The sequence below is a fragment of the Gordonia alkanivorans NBRC 16433 genome (assembly GCF_000225505.1).
Taxonomy (GTDB): domain Bacteria; phylum Actinomycetota; class Actinomycetes; order Mycobacteriales; family Mycobacteriaceae; genus Gordonia; species Gordonia alkanivorans.
In genome coordinates, this window is sequence record NZ_BACI01000016.1 from 11,963 (window position 1) to 28,406 (window position 16,444).

At 68.3% G+C, this 16,444-nt stretch carries 14 protein-coding genes; 9 read left to right on the forward strand and 5 right to left on the reverse strand.

Going from position 1 to position 16,444, the window contains the following annotated elements; translation table 11 throughout:
* Positions 1-32: 32 nt before the first annotated feature.
* From GOALK_RS01790 to GOALK_RS01810, 5 genes are read left to right on the forward strand one after another with little or no spacing between them, the layout of a single operon-like run.
* Positions 33-1,664: an ABC transporter substrate-binding protein gene (locus GOALK_RS01790; RefSeq protein WP_155225628.1), complete on the forward strand. Its 1,632-nt coding sequence runs from the start codon at positions 33-35 to the stop codon at positions 1,662-1,664.
* Positions 1,619-2,737 carry an ABC transporter permease gene (locus GOALK_RS01795; RefSeq protein WP_006357068.1) on the forward strand — a complete coding sequence of 373 codons (1,119 nt, stop codon included), beginning with the start codon at positions 1,619-1,621 and terminating at the stop codon, positions 2,735-2,737. Before GOALK_RS01790 ends, GOALK_RS01795 begins: the two co-directional genes overlap by 46 nt.
* On the forward strand, positions 2,734-3,600 hold the full coding sequence (locus GOALK_RS01800; RefSeq protein ID WP_006357069.1) for an ABC transporter permease: 867 nt from the start codon (positions 2,734-2,736) through the stop codon (positions 3,598-3,600). Before GOALK_RS01795 ends, GOALK_RS01800 begins: the two co-directional genes overlap by 4 nt.
* Positions 3,597-4,448 (forward strand): ATP-binding cassette domain-containing protein, encoded by an 852-nt coding sequence (locus GOALK_RS01805; RefSeq protein WP_006357070.1) that lies wholly within the window; start codon positions 3,597-3,599, stop codon positions 4,446-4,448. The genes GOALK_RS01800 and GOALK_RS01805 overlap by 4 nt, the downstream gene beginning before the upstream one ends.
* On the forward strand, positions 4,445-5,056 hold the full coding sequence (locus tag GOALK_RS01810) for an ABC transporter ATP-binding protein (protein ID WP_006357071.1): 612 nt from the start codon (positions 4,445-4,447) through the stop codon (positions 5,054-5,056). Before GOALK_RS01805 ends, GOALK_RS01810 begins: the two co-directional genes overlap by 4 nt.
* A gap of 120 nt (positions 5,057-5,176) precedes the next feature.
* Here GOALK_RS01810 and GOALK_RS01815 read toward each other — a convergent pair whose 3' ends face one another.
* On the reverse strand, positions 5,177-6,133 hold the full coding sequence (locus tag GOALK_RS01815) for a R2-like ligand-binding oxidase (protein WP_006357072.1): 957 nt from the start codon (positions 6,131-6,133) through the stop codon (positions 5,177-5,179).
* Positions 6,134-6,235: 102 nt separating this feature from the next.
* Positions 6,236-8,365: an MMPL family transporter gene (locus tag GOALK_RS01820; RefSeq protein WP_006357073.1), complete on the reverse strand. Its 2,130-nt coding sequence runs from the start codon at positions 8,363-8,365 to the stop codon at positions 6,236-6,238.
* Between the two features lie 233 nt (positions 8,366-8,598).
* Between GOALK_RS01820 and GOALK_RS01825 the strand changes: the two genes are divergently transcribed.
* Positions 8,599-9,726: an NDMA-dependent alcohol dehydrogenase gene (locus GOALK_RS01825; protein WP_006357074.1), complete on the forward strand. Its 1,128-nt coding sequence runs from the start codon at positions 8,599-8,601 to the stop codon at positions 9,724-9,726.
* A gap of 34 nt (positions 9,727-9,760) precedes the next feature.
* On the opposite strand, the gene GOALK_RS01830 is transcribed toward GOALK_RS01825, so the two are convergent.
* Positions 9,761-10,339, reverse strand: a complete 579-nt coding sequence (locus tag GOALK_RS01830; protein ID WP_006357075.1) for a potassium channel family protein — start codon at positions 10,337-10,339, stop codon at positions 9,761-9,763.
* Positions 10,336-12,327 (reverse strand): M13 family metallopeptidase, encoded by a 1,992-nt coding sequence (locus GOALK_RS01835; RefSeq protein WP_006357076.1) that lies wholly within the window; start codon positions 12,325-12,327, stop codon positions 10,336-10,338. Before GOALK_RS01835 ends, GOALK_RS01830 begins: the two co-directional genes overlap by 4 nt.
* Positions 12,328-12,412: 85 nt before the next feature.
* On the opposite strand from GOALK_RS01835, the gene GOALK_RS01840 reads away from it, so the two are divergent.
* From GOALK_RS01840 to GOALK_RS01850, 3 genes are all read left to right on the forward strand, one after another.
* Entirely contained in the window at positions 12,413-13,888 is a 1,476-nt protein-coding gene (locus tag GOALK_RS01840; RefSeq protein WP_006357077.1) for a dihydrolipoyl dehydrogenase family protein, read from the forward strand.
* Between the two features lie 129 nt (positions 13,889-14,017).
* Entirely contained in the window at positions 14,018-14,779 is a 762-nt protein-coding gene (locus GOALK_RS01845) for a FadR/GntR family transcriptional regulator (protein WP_035753749.1), read from the forward strand.
* Positions 14,779-15,495, forward strand: a complete 717-nt coding sequence (locus GOALK_RS01850; protein ID WP_006357079.1) for a sterol desaturase family protein — start codon at positions 14,779-14,781, stop codon at positions 15,493-15,495. Before GOALK_RS01845 ends, GOALK_RS01850 begins: the two co-directional genes overlap by 1 nt.
* Before the next feature lie 41 nt (positions 15,496-15,536).
* On the opposite strand, the gene GOALK_RS01855 is transcribed toward GOALK_RS01850, so the two are convergent.
* Positions 15,537-16,298, reverse strand: coding sequence for a pirin family protein (locus GOALK_RS01855; protein WP_006357080.1), 762 nt, complete (start codon positions 16,296-16,298; stop codon positions 15,537-15,539).
* Between the last annotated feature and the right edge of the window lie 146 nt (positions 16,299-16,444).

The following is a 16,444-nucleotide window of genomic DNA, read 5'->3' on the forward strand; positions in this document are numbered from 1 at the left end:
GAGTGGCGACAGTCGTATGTCTGGGAGAACATATGTCTGTGACGACACGTGTAGGCCGCCGGTCCCTCGGACGCCGCGGACGACCGGTGACCGTGTCGGTTGCCACGACGCTGCTCGCCGGATTCGTTCTCGCGGGATGCGCCGATGGGCAAGGCTCTCCGGAGTCGGATCAGATCGTGCTCGCCGAAAGCCAGGAGCTCGGACAGTTCAACCCGATGCTCGGCTACGGGCAGTCCGGGGTGTCGCCGATCTACGACGGACTGTTGGTGCCGGCCGCCGACGGCGACGACCGCATCCCCGATCTCGTACCGGCGCTGGCCGCGTCGAAGCCCGAACGCGTCGCACCGCGCACGTGGCGGATGCCGCTCAAGGACGGCGTCACCTTCTCCGACGGCAGTGCCTTCGACTCGGCCGACGTGGTCGCGACCTATCGCGCCGCTGTCGACCCGAAGGTCGCGTCGAGCATCTCGACCGACTTCGCCCCGATTGTCACCGTCGAATCCGACGGGCCGCAGGCGATCAGGCTGACCATGAACACCGACGCCGATCCCTCGCCGTACCTGCTGCTGGGCATCGTCCCGTCGGAGAAGGTGGAGACGGTGCCCGCCGCGCGGTGGGCGCTCAACACCGAACCAGTCGGGACAGGCCCGTATCGCCTAGAATCCCTCGACCCCGACCAGGCGGTCCTCGTCGCCCGCGACGACCGTCCGGAGCCGCCCGCGCTGCGCAAGATCGTCTACACACATGTCTCCGAGGACAATTCCCGTGCGCAGCGGGTGCAGGCCGGCGAGGCCGACGGGGCGAGCCTCCCGCCGCGACTCGCCGACGGGTTCGTCGATCGGCCCGGTGTCGACGTCGCCGTGGTGGCGTCGGCGGACTGGCGGGGCGTGTCGTTGCCGTCCGAGAACGCCTTCACCGCAGATCCTTCCGCGCGGCTGGCGATGAACGTCGGCGTCGATCGATCGGCGATCGTGGATGACGTCCTCGTCGGCAAGGGTGAGCCGGCCAGCACGCCGATCGCGAAAGTCTATGGAGACGCCTACGATTCCGACGCCCAGTTCGCCTACAACCGGTCACGAGCCGCGTCGATCCTCGACGATGCAGGCTGGCGGCCCGGGCCCGATGGCGTGCGTGTCCGCGACGGTGTTCGCGCATCCTTCGTGCTCCTCTACAACGCCGAGGACACCCTGCGTCGTGATCTGGCGGTGGCGTTCGCGGCGTCGATGAAGAGGATCGGGGTCGAGGTGCTGACGCGGGGCACCAGCTGGGACGAGATCGTCACCAAGATGGACACGGCGGGTGTGCTTCTCGGCGGTGGCGCGACCCCGTACAGCATTGACGCCCAGGTCTACGACGCCCTGCACACCCGTGTGCCGGGCTCCTCGCCCTACTCCAACCCCGGGAACTTCACGGCACCCGGTCTCGACGAATTGCTGGACGCGGCACGCGAATCAGCAGCGGGGCCGGAGAACGACGAACGGTACCGTCGCATCCAGCAGGTCTACGCCGCCCGGCCGTCGCAGGTCTTCCTCGCCTTCGTTCACCACGCCTATGTCGCGAGGAGTGTCGGATGGTCGCATGATGCGCCGATTCTCGAACCCCACTCGCACGGCGTGACGTGGGGGCCGTGGTGGAATCTGCCGTCCTGGACGCCGACGTCGTGACCACGCAGACCCGAGCGGCCACCGAGCCGGTCGCGGGTACCCCGCGTCCCGCCCCGGAAAGGCCCTTCGGCACAGTCGAACACACACGACGCCCCACTCGCTCCCGGACCGTCCTTCGACTCCTCGGACGTCGAATCCTGGTGATGATCCCCACGGTGCTTCTCGTGTCGCTGGGGGTGTTCGCGGTCGCCGCGGCCTCGCCGTTCGATCCGCTGACGGCGCACCTCGGCGACAATTACCAGTCGGCGACGCAGGCGCAGCGGGGTGCCGTGACGCAGGCATACGGACTCGATGACCACTGGTTCGCGGCCTGGTGGAAGTGGTGGGTCGCGGTGTTCCAGGGGGACCTGGGGTGGTCGTCGACCATGCGCCAGTCGGTGGCGGACGTGATCGGCCAAGGGCTCCCGTTCACCCTCGGAATGTCATTGGCGGCGTTGCTGTCTGCCGCGGCCGTCGCCATCGCTCTCGGCGCGGTCATCGGCATGCGGCGTGGTGGGCTCCTCGACCGCGCCTGCACGGCGCTCGCCGCGATACTCGCCGCCACCCCGCCGTTCGTGGTGTCCCTCGTGCTGGTCAGCGCATTCGCGGTGGGGCTCGGGTGGTTCCCGACGTCGGGCGCACGACGACCGGGTGACGACTATTCGTTCGACGGACTGATCACGCACGCGGTGTTGCCCTATCTGGCGCTGACGATCTCGATGATCCCGTGGCTGCTGTTGACGATGCGCTCGGCGGTCGTCGACGCGGCCGCTTCCGACGCGGTCCGGGGCGCCCGTGCCCGAGGTGTGGGCGGATGGACCTTGCTGCGCGGGCACGTCGTTCCGGTGTCGGTGTTGCCCACGCTGGCCCTGCTCGGGACACGGTCGCCCGAACTCATCGCGGGCGCCGCGATCGTCGAAACCGTCTTCGGCTGGCCGGGTCTCGCCGAGGCACTGGTCGATTCGGCAGTGGCACTCGACTTCTCACTTCTCGCGCCGTTGGCCGTCGGATCGGTTGTCCTCGTCCTGATCGGATCGGCATTGTCGGATGCGGCCGCGGTGTGGATTGACCCACGGATCGGGTTACGGGCATGACCGCGGTCTTCCAGCCGGCGTTGCGCGACGAGAACCGTTGGGCCACAGCGGCCGACCGGATCAAGACTGCCGCCCCGTGGATTGTTCTCGCCGTCATCGGAGTGCTCGCGGTCGGATGGCCGCTCATCGCGGGAGACCAGACCGCCGACTTCGCGCAGGCGTTGCGCGCCCCCGGCGACGGTGCACTGCTCGGCACCGACCATTCCGGGTACGACCTCGGGGTGCGCACCGCAGAGGGCCTGCGGATCTCGTTGCTGATCGCGCTGGCGTGCGCGGTCCTGGCCACGCTCCTCGGCGTGACGATCGGCATCGCGTCGGTGACGGCCGGGGGGTGGGTCGACGCGATCGTGATGCGCGTCGTCGACGGCGTCAACGCGTTACCGCACCTCGTCGTCGGCGTGGTGATCGCCGCGATGTGGCGCGGCGAGCCCGTTGCGATCATCGCCTCGATCGCGCTGACCCACTGGCCGGCCGTGGCACGGGTGGTTCGCGCCGAACTGCTCGAGGCGACCTCAGCGGGGTGGGTGGAGACCGCCCGGCTCGCCGGGGCGTCGCGGACGTTCGTCGCGACCCGCCACCTCCTGCCTGCGGTGTCGGGCCAGGTGCTGGTGGCGATGACGGTGCTTCTCCCGCACGCGGTGTGGCATGAGACGACGCTGTCGTTCCTCGGCGTCGGCCTCTCTCCGGACGCTGCGAGCCTGGGCACGCTCCTCGGGCAGGCCCGCGGCGACGTCATCACCGGCGCCTGGTGGACGCTGGTGGTACCCGGTGTGGCGCTCATCGTCACCGCGCTCGCGTGCTCGGGCGCTGCGGCCTCGCTGCGTCGGGCCACGCTGCCGCCGAGCGGGGAGGTGTGGCGTTGAGCGCTCGTCTCGACGGGGTGACCGTCGACGTCGCAGTCCGACGCCGCGAACGGGTACGGGTACTCGACGACGTGACCCTGGAACTGCCTGCCGGGTCGATGACGGCGCTCGTCGGCGAGTCGGGTTGCGGGAAGTCGATGGTCGCGGCCTCGCTTTGCGGACTGCTCCCACCTGGGTCGAGCGTGACGGGGCGACTCTCGTTGGGCGACGACTCTTTCAGCGGGGAGGAGATCAGTGGACGCGACCCACGCTGGCGAGAACTGCGTGGTCGCCGGGTCGGGTTGGTCCCCCAGTCGGCGGCGACGTCGTTCACGCCGGTGCGCACGCTCGGCTCTCAGCTCCACGAGGTGATCGCCGGCCTTGACGGCGCGCGCGACGCCGTCGAGCTGTGTCACGCTGTCCATCTCGATCCCGATGCGTTGGAGCTGTACCCCCACGAACTGTCCGGCGGTATGGCGCAGCGTGCCGCCATCGCCGCAGCCCTGGCCGGCGATCCGCAGGTGCTGGTCGCCGACGAGCCGACCTCCGCTCTGGACCCCGAACTCGCCGCCGCCATCTGGGACCTCCTGGCGGCTACCGCCCGACGCGGAGCCGCAGTACTGGTGATCACCCATGACACGGAGACGCTGAGGGGGGGCCTTCGTGACGCGTCCTCCGCAAGCTCCGGACGCTCCTCAGGGGGCGAGGGGTTGGGTGTCGCCGCAAGGGTGGGGGTTCGTTCAGGGGGCGAGGGGTTGGCCGGGGTCGCGGTCATGCGCGCCGGCCGGGTCGTCGAGCATCGCCCAGCCGCCGACCTCGCTACGTCCGATGACGAGTACGTCGCCGCCTTCTTCGAGCCGGTCTCATGACGGCGACGCTCGTCGGCAGCGGCCTGACCGCGAGTTTCGGCGATCGTGAGGTGTTCACCGGCCTCGACATCGCGGCGCACGCAGGATCGATCACCGGCGTCGTTGGACGGTCGGGAACCGGTAAGACGACGCTGCTGCGCATCCTCGCCGGTCTCGCCGAGCCCGCAGCAGGCAGCGTGGAGCAGCGCGGTGTGGACCCACGCCCGGGGAACATCGGGTTACTCGCGCAGCATCCCCGCGTGGTCGCGAACCCACGATGGACGTTGCGACGGATCGTTGCCGAACCCGCCGCGATCGTGCGACGGAACTGTGACGTCGAGGCGATCGCCGGCCGCGTGGGCCTCGACCCCGCTCTGCTCGACCGCTTCCCGTCACAGGTCTCCGACGGTCAGCTCCAGCGCGCCTGCGTCGGCCGCCTGCTGGTGCAGGCTCCACGGTTCGTGCTGTGCGACGAACCGACCGCGATGCTCGATCCCATCTCGGCGCGGGCGGTGATCGGACTACTTCAGGAGCTGGTCGACGACGGTGCGGGAATGGTCCTGGTCAGCCACCAGCGTCGGCTCGTCGGCGCGCGGAGCGATCAGATCATCGACCTGGACCCGTCGTGACGGGCGGTCGGCTCGCAATTCCGGCCCCCTGAGCGCCGTCCGAGGGCACATTGCCCTCGAACCACGCTGAGAGGGACGGAAATCACCACGGCGTCGAGGTCCTTGGCGGAGGGACGTGACCTACATCTGCAACCGCGCCGCGTCGTCCTCGCCCATGGCGTCTTCGAGAACCTCGGGGGAGTAGTCGACGTCGATGTCGGCGACCGAGCGGCCGCGGGCGGATTCGATCGCGGAGAGTCGGCGTTGGGCGCGATCGGCGGCGTAGGTGAGGAACTCGTTGTTGTCGAGGCCGAAGGGTTGTTCGTCGAACTGCTGGTTGACCCAGTCGATCATGCCGAGCGCCAGGGGGAGCAGTTCGTCCATCCGCTCGCCGACGGTGGCCCACAGCGAGTCGTCGGCGGCGACGTGGCGGCGGCAGGTGAAGGTGCCCCACGCCATGTGGCGCCGCTCGTCGTCGCTGATGAAGCGGATCAGCTTCTGCATGCCGGGGAAGATGTCGAAGCGGGTGCACACCTTCTGCCAGGCGTGATACCCGGTCAGCGCCAGGCTGCCCTCGATGACGTGGTTGTAGGTGACACTGGCGCGGATCTGGTTGCGCGGCGACGCGTCGTGTTCCAGGGCGTGCAGAGACTCCGGCAACTCCTCGTAGAACAAACGGCGATAGAAGGGGTTCTCGGACACGAAGGCCTGAAGGTCTCCCCGCAGGCCGACCGAGTCCATCCACATGCGGAAGACCTGGGTGTGCTTGGCCTCTTCGAAGCAGAACTGGGTCAGGTACATCTCGTCGCCGAAGCGGCCCTCGGTGGCCATCGCCTTCATGAACGGCTGGATGTCCTCGGTGACCGCTTCCTCGCCCGCGATGAACTGACTCACGAGATAGGTTGCGCTACGGCGCTGCTCGTCGTTCAGCTCCACCCAGTCCTGGGCGTCGCGCGAGAAGTCGATCGCCATCGGGTCCCAAAACCGTGAGTTCCCTTTGATGAAGAGACGCAACGGAAATGAGTCCCAGTTGAGACCTCCCGGCCGCAATGACGAGAAGTCCTCGCGGCCCTCTTCCTTGTGCTCGATAAGGGTCATGAGATCACCAGCCAACTGACGGGGAATATGCGAATACCCGACGCTAACCCTTTACTGCGCGAACGGTATCAGGTTCAGCGAATTCGCTTGTCGTGGCTGATGTTACGCCTTGTCGAGGACCGGCTCCCGGGCCGCGTCCGGATCTTGTTTCTTCGTGAGGGCGCTGGGCCACCAGATCTTGCGGCCGATGTCGAGGGTCAGGGCGGGAACCAGGAGCGTGCGCACGATGAGGGTGTCGATGAGGACACCGAACGCGACCAGGAACGCCACCTGTGCGAGGAACAGCAGCGGGATCACGGCGAGTGCCGCGAACGTCGCCGCCAGCACGACACCGGCCGAGGTGATGACACCGCCGGTCGCGGTGAGACCGCGGATCATGCCGATCCGGGTCCCGTGCCGCAGCGCCTCTTCGCGCACCCGGGTCATCAGGAAGATGTTGTAGTCGATGCCGAGCGCCACGAGGAACACGAAGGCGAACAGCGGGACCACCGGATCGGCGCCGGGGAAGCCGAACGGGCCGTTGAACAGCAGCGCCGCCACGCCCAAGGTGGTCGCGAACGACAGCACCGTGGTCGCCAGCAGGATCGCCGGTGCCAGGATGCTGCGGAGCAGCGCGACCAGCACGAGGAACACCACGATCAGGACGATCGGGATGATCAGGTTGCGGTCGTGGATCGACGTCTCGCGGGTGTCGAGATCGATGGCGGTGGTGCCGCCGACCAGCGCGTCGGCGTTCGGGACGGAGTCCACCGCCGATCGGATGTCGGTGACGGTCTCCTGGGCGGCAAGCGACTCCGCGTTGTCGGTCAGCGTCGCGGTGATCGCGACCTTGCCGTCGACGACCTTCGGGGCGTCGCCCTCGGTGATCAGTTCGGCGTTGGCCACGCCGTCGGTCGCACGAACCGCCTCGAGAACCGCGGTTCCGGCGGCCTGATCGGCGATGACGTAGGTGGGCGTGCCGCTGCCGGCGTCGAAGTGCTTCGCCTGGATCTCGGCGCCCTCCACGGACTCGACCGAGCCCATGAAGAAGTCGGTCGAGGCGATGCCGTCGGCCTTGAAGGTGGGGGCGAACGCCGCGCCGATGAGCAGCACGATCAGCGTGCCGGCCCAGATGGCGCGCGGCTTGGAGGCGACGGTGTCCGCGATGCGCTTCCACAGGCGGTGGGTGGCACCGCTGTCGGCCGAGGTCTCGGGGGCGTACTTGGGGCGAAGCGGCCAGAACGCGGAGCGGCCGAGGAGCGCGAGCGCGGCGGGCAGGAAGGTCATCGACGCCAGGAACGATGCGACGATGCCGATCGCGGCGACCGGGCCGAGGCTCTTGTTGGAGTTCAGATCGGACAGCAGCAGACACAGGACACCGGCGATGACTGTTCCCGCCGACGCCGCGACCGGCTCGATCGTGGCGCGCCACGCCTGCCGGAGCGCCGCGTATTTGTCCTCGGTCGCGATCAGTTCCTCGCGATACCGGGACACGAGCAGCAGCGCGTAGTCCGTCGCCGCGCCGAACACCAGGATGAACAGGATGCCCTGGCTCTGACCGTTGAGGTCGAGAACGCCCTGCTTGGTCAGGAAGTAGACGAGCCCCGACGCGAGTCCGAGGGCGAAGACCGCGGAGATGACCACCACGAACGGCAGGATCGGGCTGCGGTAGACGACGATCAGGATCAGGATCACGACGGCGCCCGCGACCAGTAGCAGCAGCCCGTCGATGCCGGCGAAGGCCTCGCCGAGGTCGGCGACCTGGCCCGCTGGGCCGGTGACCGCGACCGTCAGGCCGTCGGGGGCGTTCGCCAGTTTGTCGCGCAGGATCTCGACCGTGTCGGCGGGTTCGCCGGCGCTCTGGATCGGGACGAAGACCTGCGCGGCCTGGCCGTCCTGCGACGGGATGGGCGGGGAGACCGCCGGACCGAAACCGGGCGTGCCGGCCAGGTCGGAGGTGGTGGTGCGCAGGAACTCGAGGTCGCCGGGGGTGATCCCGCTCGAGCGTTCGGCGATGACGATGCCAGGGATCTCGTCGGTGTCCTGGAAGTCGGCCAGAAGGTTCTGAACCTGCGTCGACTCGGCCGAGGCGGGAAGGAACGAGCTGTTGTCGTTGCTCGCGACGCTCGCGAGCTTGCCGGCGAAGGGTCCCGTGATCCCGCCGACGATCAGCCAGGCGAGGAGTAGGAGCGCGGGGATCAGCCAGCGGAGCTTGCGGGTGGGACGGGGACTCGAAACGGTCTTGTCCGGCATGGGGCCATCGTTCCATGTGTTGCTCTCACGTGCCGACAAGGGGCTCGAGGACGGTCGCATGCAACCGATTCGACGCCGAGCACGTGCCGGATGGCCGCCGCGCAAACACACGGCACGGATCGCGTGAAATGGCTGCGGCAACCGAGTGCGTGGACCAACATGTGAGCTACGTCGCGTAAGTAGACGGCGATATCTGACGCCCTGTCTCGGGGCGGCACGAGCGAGGAGTACATGTGAAGACCAAGGGTGCAGTTCTCCGGAATCCGGGTGAGAAGTGGCAGATCGAGGAATTCGAGCTCGGCGACCCGGTGGCAGGCGAAGTCCAGGTGAAGCTCGTCAGCTCGGGTCTCTGCCACAGCGATCATCACCTCCGCACCGGTGACAGTCCGGCACCGATGCCGGTGCTGGGAGGTCACGAAGGTGCCGGTGTGGTGACCAAGGTCGGCCCGGGCGTCTCGAACTTCAAGGAAGGCGACCACGTCGTGACCGCGTTCATCCCGGCGTGCGGCACCTGCGAACCCTGTTCGCGGGGCCAGCAGAACATCTGCGACGAGGGTGCGCGTCTGCTGACCGGCCTCGCGATTTCCGACGACACGAACCGCGCGCACACACACGACGGGCTCCCGCTCGTGCAGATGTGCATGCTCGGCACCTTCGCGCCGTACATCACCGTCAACCAGGCATCGGTGGTGAAGATCGAGGACGACATCCCGCTCCAGGCCGCGGCACTCCTCGGATGCGGTGTGGCGACCGGTTGGGGATCGGCGGTCGAGATCGGTGGCACCCACGCCGGCGACACCGTGATCGTCGTCGGCATCGGCGGTGTCGGCATCAACGCGATCCAGGGTGCGGCCGCCGCCGGCGCCCGGCACGTGATCGCCGTCGACCCGGTGCCGTTCAAGCTGCAGATGGCCGAGAAACTCGGTGCGACACACACCTTCCCGTCGATGGAGGCGGCACTCGAGGCGATCGGCGACATCACCTGGGGCAAGATGGCCAACACCACCATCCTCACCGTCGGTGAGATCGACGGCTCGATGATCGCGCCCGCTCTGGCCCTCACCGGCAAGGGCGGACAGGTCGTCGTCGTGGGTATGGGCAACTTCCAGGCGATGGACGCCCAGATGAACCTGTTCGACCTCACGCTCATGCAGAAGCGGGTGCAGGGTGCGATCTTCGGCGGCGCGAGCCCGCGGACCCAGGTCCCGGCCCTGCTCAACGAATACCGCGCGGGCAAACTCAACCTCGACGACCTGGTGACCAACACCTACCGGCTCGACCAGATCAACGAGGCCTACGACGACATGCTGGCGGGCAACAACATTCGCGGCATGATCGTCTACGGGGAAGACGACTACTGATCGCTCCGACGACACGCGAATCGACGACGCCAGGTCACCCCGCGGTGGCCTGGCGTCGCTGATTGATCAGCAGGTTGAGGAATCGCAACCCCAGGCCGAGGAGCACCAGGGTGCTGGCCATCTGGATCGACACCGCTACCCGGGCGCCCTGTGAATCCGCGGCGATGTCGCCGAAGCCCGTCGTGGTGAACACCGTCAGGCAGAAATACAGGGCGTCCACGCGGGTGAGGTACTCGTTGAAGCTGCCCGGATCGTATTCGGAGAACAGGTAGTACGTGGCGGCGAAGGCGACGACATAAAAGGTCGCCAGGGCGACCAACATCTCCATCGCGGTCGCGATCGGATGGATCGACCGGGCGAACCTGCGGACCTCCCAGACGCAGAACGACACGAGCAGGGTCGCGCCGAGCAGCATGCCGAGGACGTTGAGGTCGCTGTTCTTGTTGATCGGCAGCAGAAAGTACCCGGCCAGCAGCACGACGGCGGCGCCGATGGGCCGGAGGAGCGCGACCGTCAGCTCGCGGCCCTTCGCCAGGACGAGGGCATCCCGCGACCCCGGTACCGGCGGCGGGGCGCCGTCATGCGGGCCGCGGGCGCCGGATGCCTCGCTCACCAGATCCGAACCCGCTGCTCTTGTTCGAGATACAGGTCGTCGCCGGGCTTCACGTCGAAGGCCTCGTAGAACGCATCCATGTTGCGCACGACGCCGTTGCAGCGGAACTCCGGCGGCGAATGCGGATCGATGGACAGGCGGCGGATCGCCTCGGCGTCGCGGGTCTTGGTGCGCCAGATCTGCGCCCAGCTGAAGAAGACTCGCTGCGTACCCGTCAGCCCGTCGATCACCGGGGGTTCGGTGCCTTCATTGGCGATCTCATAGGCAACCAGCGCGATCGACAGCCCGCCGAGGTCGCCGATGTTCTCACCGATGGTGAAGTCGCCGTTGACCTTGTGCTCCGGGTCGAGGCCCGTCGGGGTGAACTCGCCGTACTGATCGATGAGTTTACGTGTGCGGGAGGAGAACTCGGTGCGGTCGAGGTCCGTCCACCAGTCGACGAGGTTTCCGTCGCCGTCGTACTTCGCGCCCTGGTCGTCGAACCCGTGGCCGATCTCGTGGCCGATGACCGCGCCGATGCCGCCGTAGTTGACCGCGTCGTCGGCCTCGGGATCGAAGAACGGCGGCTGCAGGATGGCCGCGGGGAAGACGATCTCGTTCATGCCCGGGTTGTAGTAGGCGTTGACCGTCTGCGGGGTCATGAACCATTCGTCGTGATCGACCGGTCCGCCGATCTTGGCGAACTCGCGGTCCTGCTCGAACGACGATGCGCGCGCGACGTTCCCGATGAGATCGCCACGGTCGACGCTCAGTGCGCTGTAGTCGCGCCACTTGGCCGGGTAGCCGATCTTCGGGGTGAACTTCTCGAGTTTCGCGAGGGCCTTCTCCCGGGTGTCCGGGGTCATCCACGGGAGTTCGGAGATGTTGCGGCGATAAGCCTTCACCAGGTTGGCGATCAACTCGTCCATCCGGGCCTTGGCCTCCGGCGGGAAGTGTTTGGCCACATAGAGTTTGCCGACCGCGAAGCCCATCGCGCCCTCGACGAACCCGACGCCGCGCTTCCAGCGGTCGCGGATGGTCTCCGCGCCGGTCAGCGTGCGGCCGTAGAAATCGAAGTTCTCGTCGACGAAGTCCGACGACAGGTACGACGCCGCGGAGCGGAGGAGGCGCCACGTCAGCCAGGTCTTCCACTCGTCCAGCGGACGCGAGGCGATGAGTGCCGACGCCCCGGACACGAACGAGGGTTGGGCGACGACGACCTCGGCGAAGGTCGGATCACCAGTGGTGCCCAGGCCGCCCAACCACTCGCCGATCGGGAAACCGTCTGCGGCGGATGAGAATTCGTCCAGCGTCATCAGGTTGTAGGTGAGTTCGGCGTCGCGGCGCTTCACCACGTCCCAGTGCTCGGCCGCGATGGCGGTCTCGAGGTCGAGGATGGTGGCGGCGCGGGTGGCCGCATCGTCGAACCCGGCGAGGGCGAACATCCGCTCCACATGCGCCATGTAGGCGGTGCGGGTCTCCGCGTGCTTGTCCTCGCGGTAGTACGACTCGTCGGGCAAGCCGAGCCCGGACTGGGTGACGTGCACCAGATAGCGGTCGGACTTCTTGGCGTCGGTGTCGACGTAGTAGCCGAACAGTCCGCCGGCGCCGTGACGCTGGAGCCGGCCGATGCGCCGGGCGAGTGCGTCCACCGAGTCGATGGCGGCGATCTTCTCGAGCTCGCCGGTGATCGGGCCGATGCCGAGCGCCTCGATGTGGTCGGTGTCCATGAACGACGCGTAGAGGTCGCCGATCTTCTGTGCGTCGGAGCCGCTCGCGGGGCTCGACTTCGCACACTCGGTGATGATGTCGCGAACGTTCTCCTCGGAGTTGTCGCGCAGCACGTGGAACGCTCCGTCGACGGAACGGTCGTCGGGGATGACGTGCGACTCCAACCACTTGCCGTTGACGTGGGCGAACAGATCGTCCTGGATGCGGACGGAATCGTCGACCCACTCGAGGTCGAGTCCGGACTTGAGATCGGTATTCGAAGCAGTCACGCGCTCCATCCTGTCACCGGATGGGCGATCCGTCAGCAGCGTTCGGTACCGGCGAAATCGCGCGAGGTCCCGCGCAGGTCCCTACGGTGGATCCATGGTGGGAGAAACCAGCTACGACGTCGTCGTGATCGGCGGCGGGCCGGTGGGCGAGAACGCCGCAGACTATGCGATACGGGGCAGCGATCGCACCGCCGCGATCGTCGAACACGAACTGCTGGGCGGGGAGTGCTCCTACTGGGCGTGCATGCCGTCCAAGGCGCTGCTCGGCCCCGGGAACGCTCTCGGCGAGGCGCGATCGCTGGGCGGATCCCGGGAACGGGCGTCGGCGTCGAACCCGGAACCCTCCGGCGTGCTCGAGTGGCGCGACACGGTCACCGGCCGGCTGGACGACAGCTCGGCACATCGGGGCGGGGCGACGCACGACGACGCCGGTCAGGTGCGGTGGGCCAACGGTGCCGGTATCGAGGTGATCCGCGGCCATGGCCGGCTCGTCGGCGAGAAGCAGGTCCGAGTCGGTGACCAACTGCTGACCGCGCGCGAGGCGGTGGTCATCGCCACCGGAAGCACCGCCTCCGTCCCGCCGATCCCGGGACTGCGCGAGGCGCTGCCGTGGACGTCGCGCGACGCGACCAACATCCTCGAGATCCCGGAGCGGGTGGTGGTGCTCGGCGGCGGGGTCGTGGCCTGCGAGGCCGCGACGTGGCTGCTCGACCTCGGCGTGCGCGGCCTCGTGATGGCGATCCGCGGGGACCGGCTGCTGCCACGGATGGAACCCTTTGCCGGAGAACGGGTTGCCGACGCGCTGCGGGCGCGCGGCGCCGACCTCCGCTTCGGGACGACGATCGAGGCGGTCGACCGGCCCGATGCCACTGGCTCGGGATACGGGCGACTGCACGGCGGCCCGGCGGTCGTCCGGCTCACCGGCGACGGTGCGGGTGAGCTCACCGTCGACGAGATCCTGGTTGCGGCCGGACGGTCGCCGGCGACAACCGATGTGGGTCTCGACGCGCTCGGACTGACGGCCGAGGGGCCGCTGGGGGTCGACGATCACCTCACCGTGCCGGGCCACCCCTGGCTCTACTCGGTCGGAGATGTCAACGGCCGCAATGCGCTGACCCACATGGGTAAGTATCAGGCGCGGGTCGCCGGTGACGTCATCGCCGCGCGGGCCGAGGGCCGGGAACTCGACGACATCAGGTACGTCGCCGGTTCCGACCATGCCGCGGTGCCGCAGGTGGTGTTCACCCGACCGGAGATCTCGTCGGTCGGGCTGACCCGGGAGCAGGCCGCCGACGCCGGGATCGACGTGCGGGTCGCCGAGGGTGAGATCTCGGTGGCCGGGTCGTATCTGCTGGGGCCGGACTACTCGGGGTACGCGTCCGTGGTCGTCGACGCGACGCGGGATGTCCTCCTCGGCGCGACCTTCGTCGGACCGCAGACCGGTGAACTCGTGCACTCGGCGACGGTCGCGATCGTCGGAGAGGTTCCGCTTGCGCGGTTGTGGCACGCGGTCCCGTCGTATCCGACGGTCAGCGAGGTGTGGCTGCGGCTCCTCGATCAGCTGCGCTGACCTCGCAGAATCGCGACTTCATCACGGATTCGCGACGTCGAGACAGCGCGGCCACGTGCAGCGCTTCCGACCAGGCGAAATTGGTCTGACCACTTGACCACCTGACCGAGCGTGGTTACCGTCACACGTATGCCCTTCGAGCCGGTGACCCAGCAGAGCGCACCCGAGATCGTCTTCGACCAGATCGTCGAAGGCGTGCTGTCCGGCGATCTGGCTGCCGGCGAGGCGCTCCCCAGCGAGCGGGAACTGGCGCGGATGCTGGGGGTCTCCCGGCCGACGGTGCGCGAGGCTCTCAAGCGAGTCGCAGCGGCCGGCCTGGTCACCATCCGCCAGGGCGACGGCGCGCGCATCCAGGACATCGCCCGCACGGGCGGACTCGACCTGCTGCCGAGGCTGCTCCTCCGCGGCGGGGCGCTCGTGCCCGGCGTCGCGCGGTCGATCATCGAGGCGCGTGCCGCCGTCGGACCGGAGGTCGCCCGCCTCGCGGCGCGGCGTGCCACCGACAACGATCTCGTCGCGATCAGAGCGGTCCTCGATCATCTCGCCGCCGAGTCGGACCCGATCGGCCAGCAGGTCGCCGCCCTCGAGTTCTGGAGCGCCGTTGTCGACGCGGGCGACTCGATCGCCTTCCGGCTCATGTACAACTCGCTGCGCGCCGCCTACGAGCCCGCTGTCCCCGCTCTCGCCGGGGTCCTGGAACCCGAGGTCGGGAACATCGAGGGCTACCGGGCGCTCGTCGACACCATCGCCGCGCACGAACCCGAACGGGCCGAGGTCGCGGCCAGAGCTCTGCTCGAACCCGCGACGGCGACTCTGCTCGCAGTGTGCGAGGCACTCGAGAACGCCGAGACCGACCAGAAAACCGACACCAAACAGGGAGAGGGACACTGATGTCCGCCGACGAGATCGACATCCGGGCACGCCGACAGGTGGCCGCCGAGGAACGACGCATGCGATCGCGGCACTCGATGTCGTTGCGCGACGCCTTCGCCGAGTTCCTCAGGCACCCGTCGCCGTGGATCATGGCGGCTTTCCTCGTCGCCGCGCTGGTGGCACGAGTGTGGTTGGGCGGCTGGGGTCTCGCCGACCTGATCGTCCCCGTCGTCATGGTCGCGAGCTTCCCGCTGGTGGAGTGGCTGATCCACGTGTTCGTCCTGCATTGGCGCCCCAAGCGGCTGGGGCCGATCACCATCGATCCGCTCGTCTCGCGCAAACACCGGGAGCATCATCACAACCCCCGCAACATCCCGCTCATCTTCATCCCATGGCAGGTGCTGATCGTCGTGATCGTCGCCGCGCTCGTCGTCGGACTGCTGGTCTTCACCAGCGTCGAGCGGGGACTCACGTTCCTCGTCGTACTTCCGGCGATCGGCCTGGTCTACGAGTGGACGCACTACCTGATCCACTCCGACTACCGGCCGCGACACGCGTTCTACCGCCGACTCTGGCGCAACCACCGGTTCCACCACTACCGCAACGAGCACTACTGGTTCACGGTCACCACCGCCGGGACCGCCGACCGGTTGCTCCGGACCTACCCCGACCCGGACACCGTTGAGAAGTCGCCGACGGCGAAGGATCTGCACGCGCTGTCGCGGACGGAGTAGGACAGGGCTTCGACACGGCTCGTCGCAAGCTCCTCGCCCACTCAGCCGGCGGAGGAACCCCCGAGCCCTGTCGCCATCGACCAGACGAGGATCTCGGCGCCGGCGCCGGAGGTGATCGACATCAGTTCGGCGTCGACGGCGCGCACGGCGTCCCCGGCGTTCAAGGCGGCGGATTCCCCCTCGACGGTGGCCTCTGCCTGGCCCTCGACAACGAACAGGTGTGTGAAGCGGGCAGTCGGGAGTTCGACCGTCCCGCCGGGGCTCAGCCGAGCGGCAAAGAGGGTGGCGCCGGCGTTGGCGACCGAGATCGCGGCCCCACGGTCGGGGTCACCGGAGGCGACCGGGACCAGCTCGCCGGCCGCCAGTCGGTCGGCGACGTCGGCCTGGTCGTAGGACGGAGCGAGTCCATGCCGGTCGGGCATGAGCCACATCTGCACGTAGCGCACCGGTTCGGTCCCGGAACCCGGTAGCCCGGGCCAGGAGTCGTTGCGCTCGGAGTGTTCGACGCCGGTGCCGGCACTCATCCGTTGCACGAGACCCGGATAGAGCACGCCCGAGTGCCCGGCCGAATCGCGGTGCACGAGCGTCCCGGAGACCACCCAGGTGACGATCTCGCTCTCCTGATGGTGGTGGAGTTCGAAGCCCTCGCCGGGCGCCACCTGTTCGTCGTTGAACGCGAGGAGGGCGCCGAAGTGGGTGTTGTCGGGATCATAGTGATCGCCGAAGGAGAACCCATGCCGCGAGGTGAGCCAGTCGGTCGTCGTGACCATGCGATCGTCGCCGGGGATCACCGTGAAAGCCATGGGTCCATCATCGCAGTCGGACGACTCGGGCCGGGGTCCGGTTTGCCGCGGTTTCGTGAACGGAACCACCCCCGGCCGTCAGCTGTGGCGCGAAGATTGCGGGACGAGACGCGTTCGTGACCGGCTTGATTCCCGAATGGAAGCTG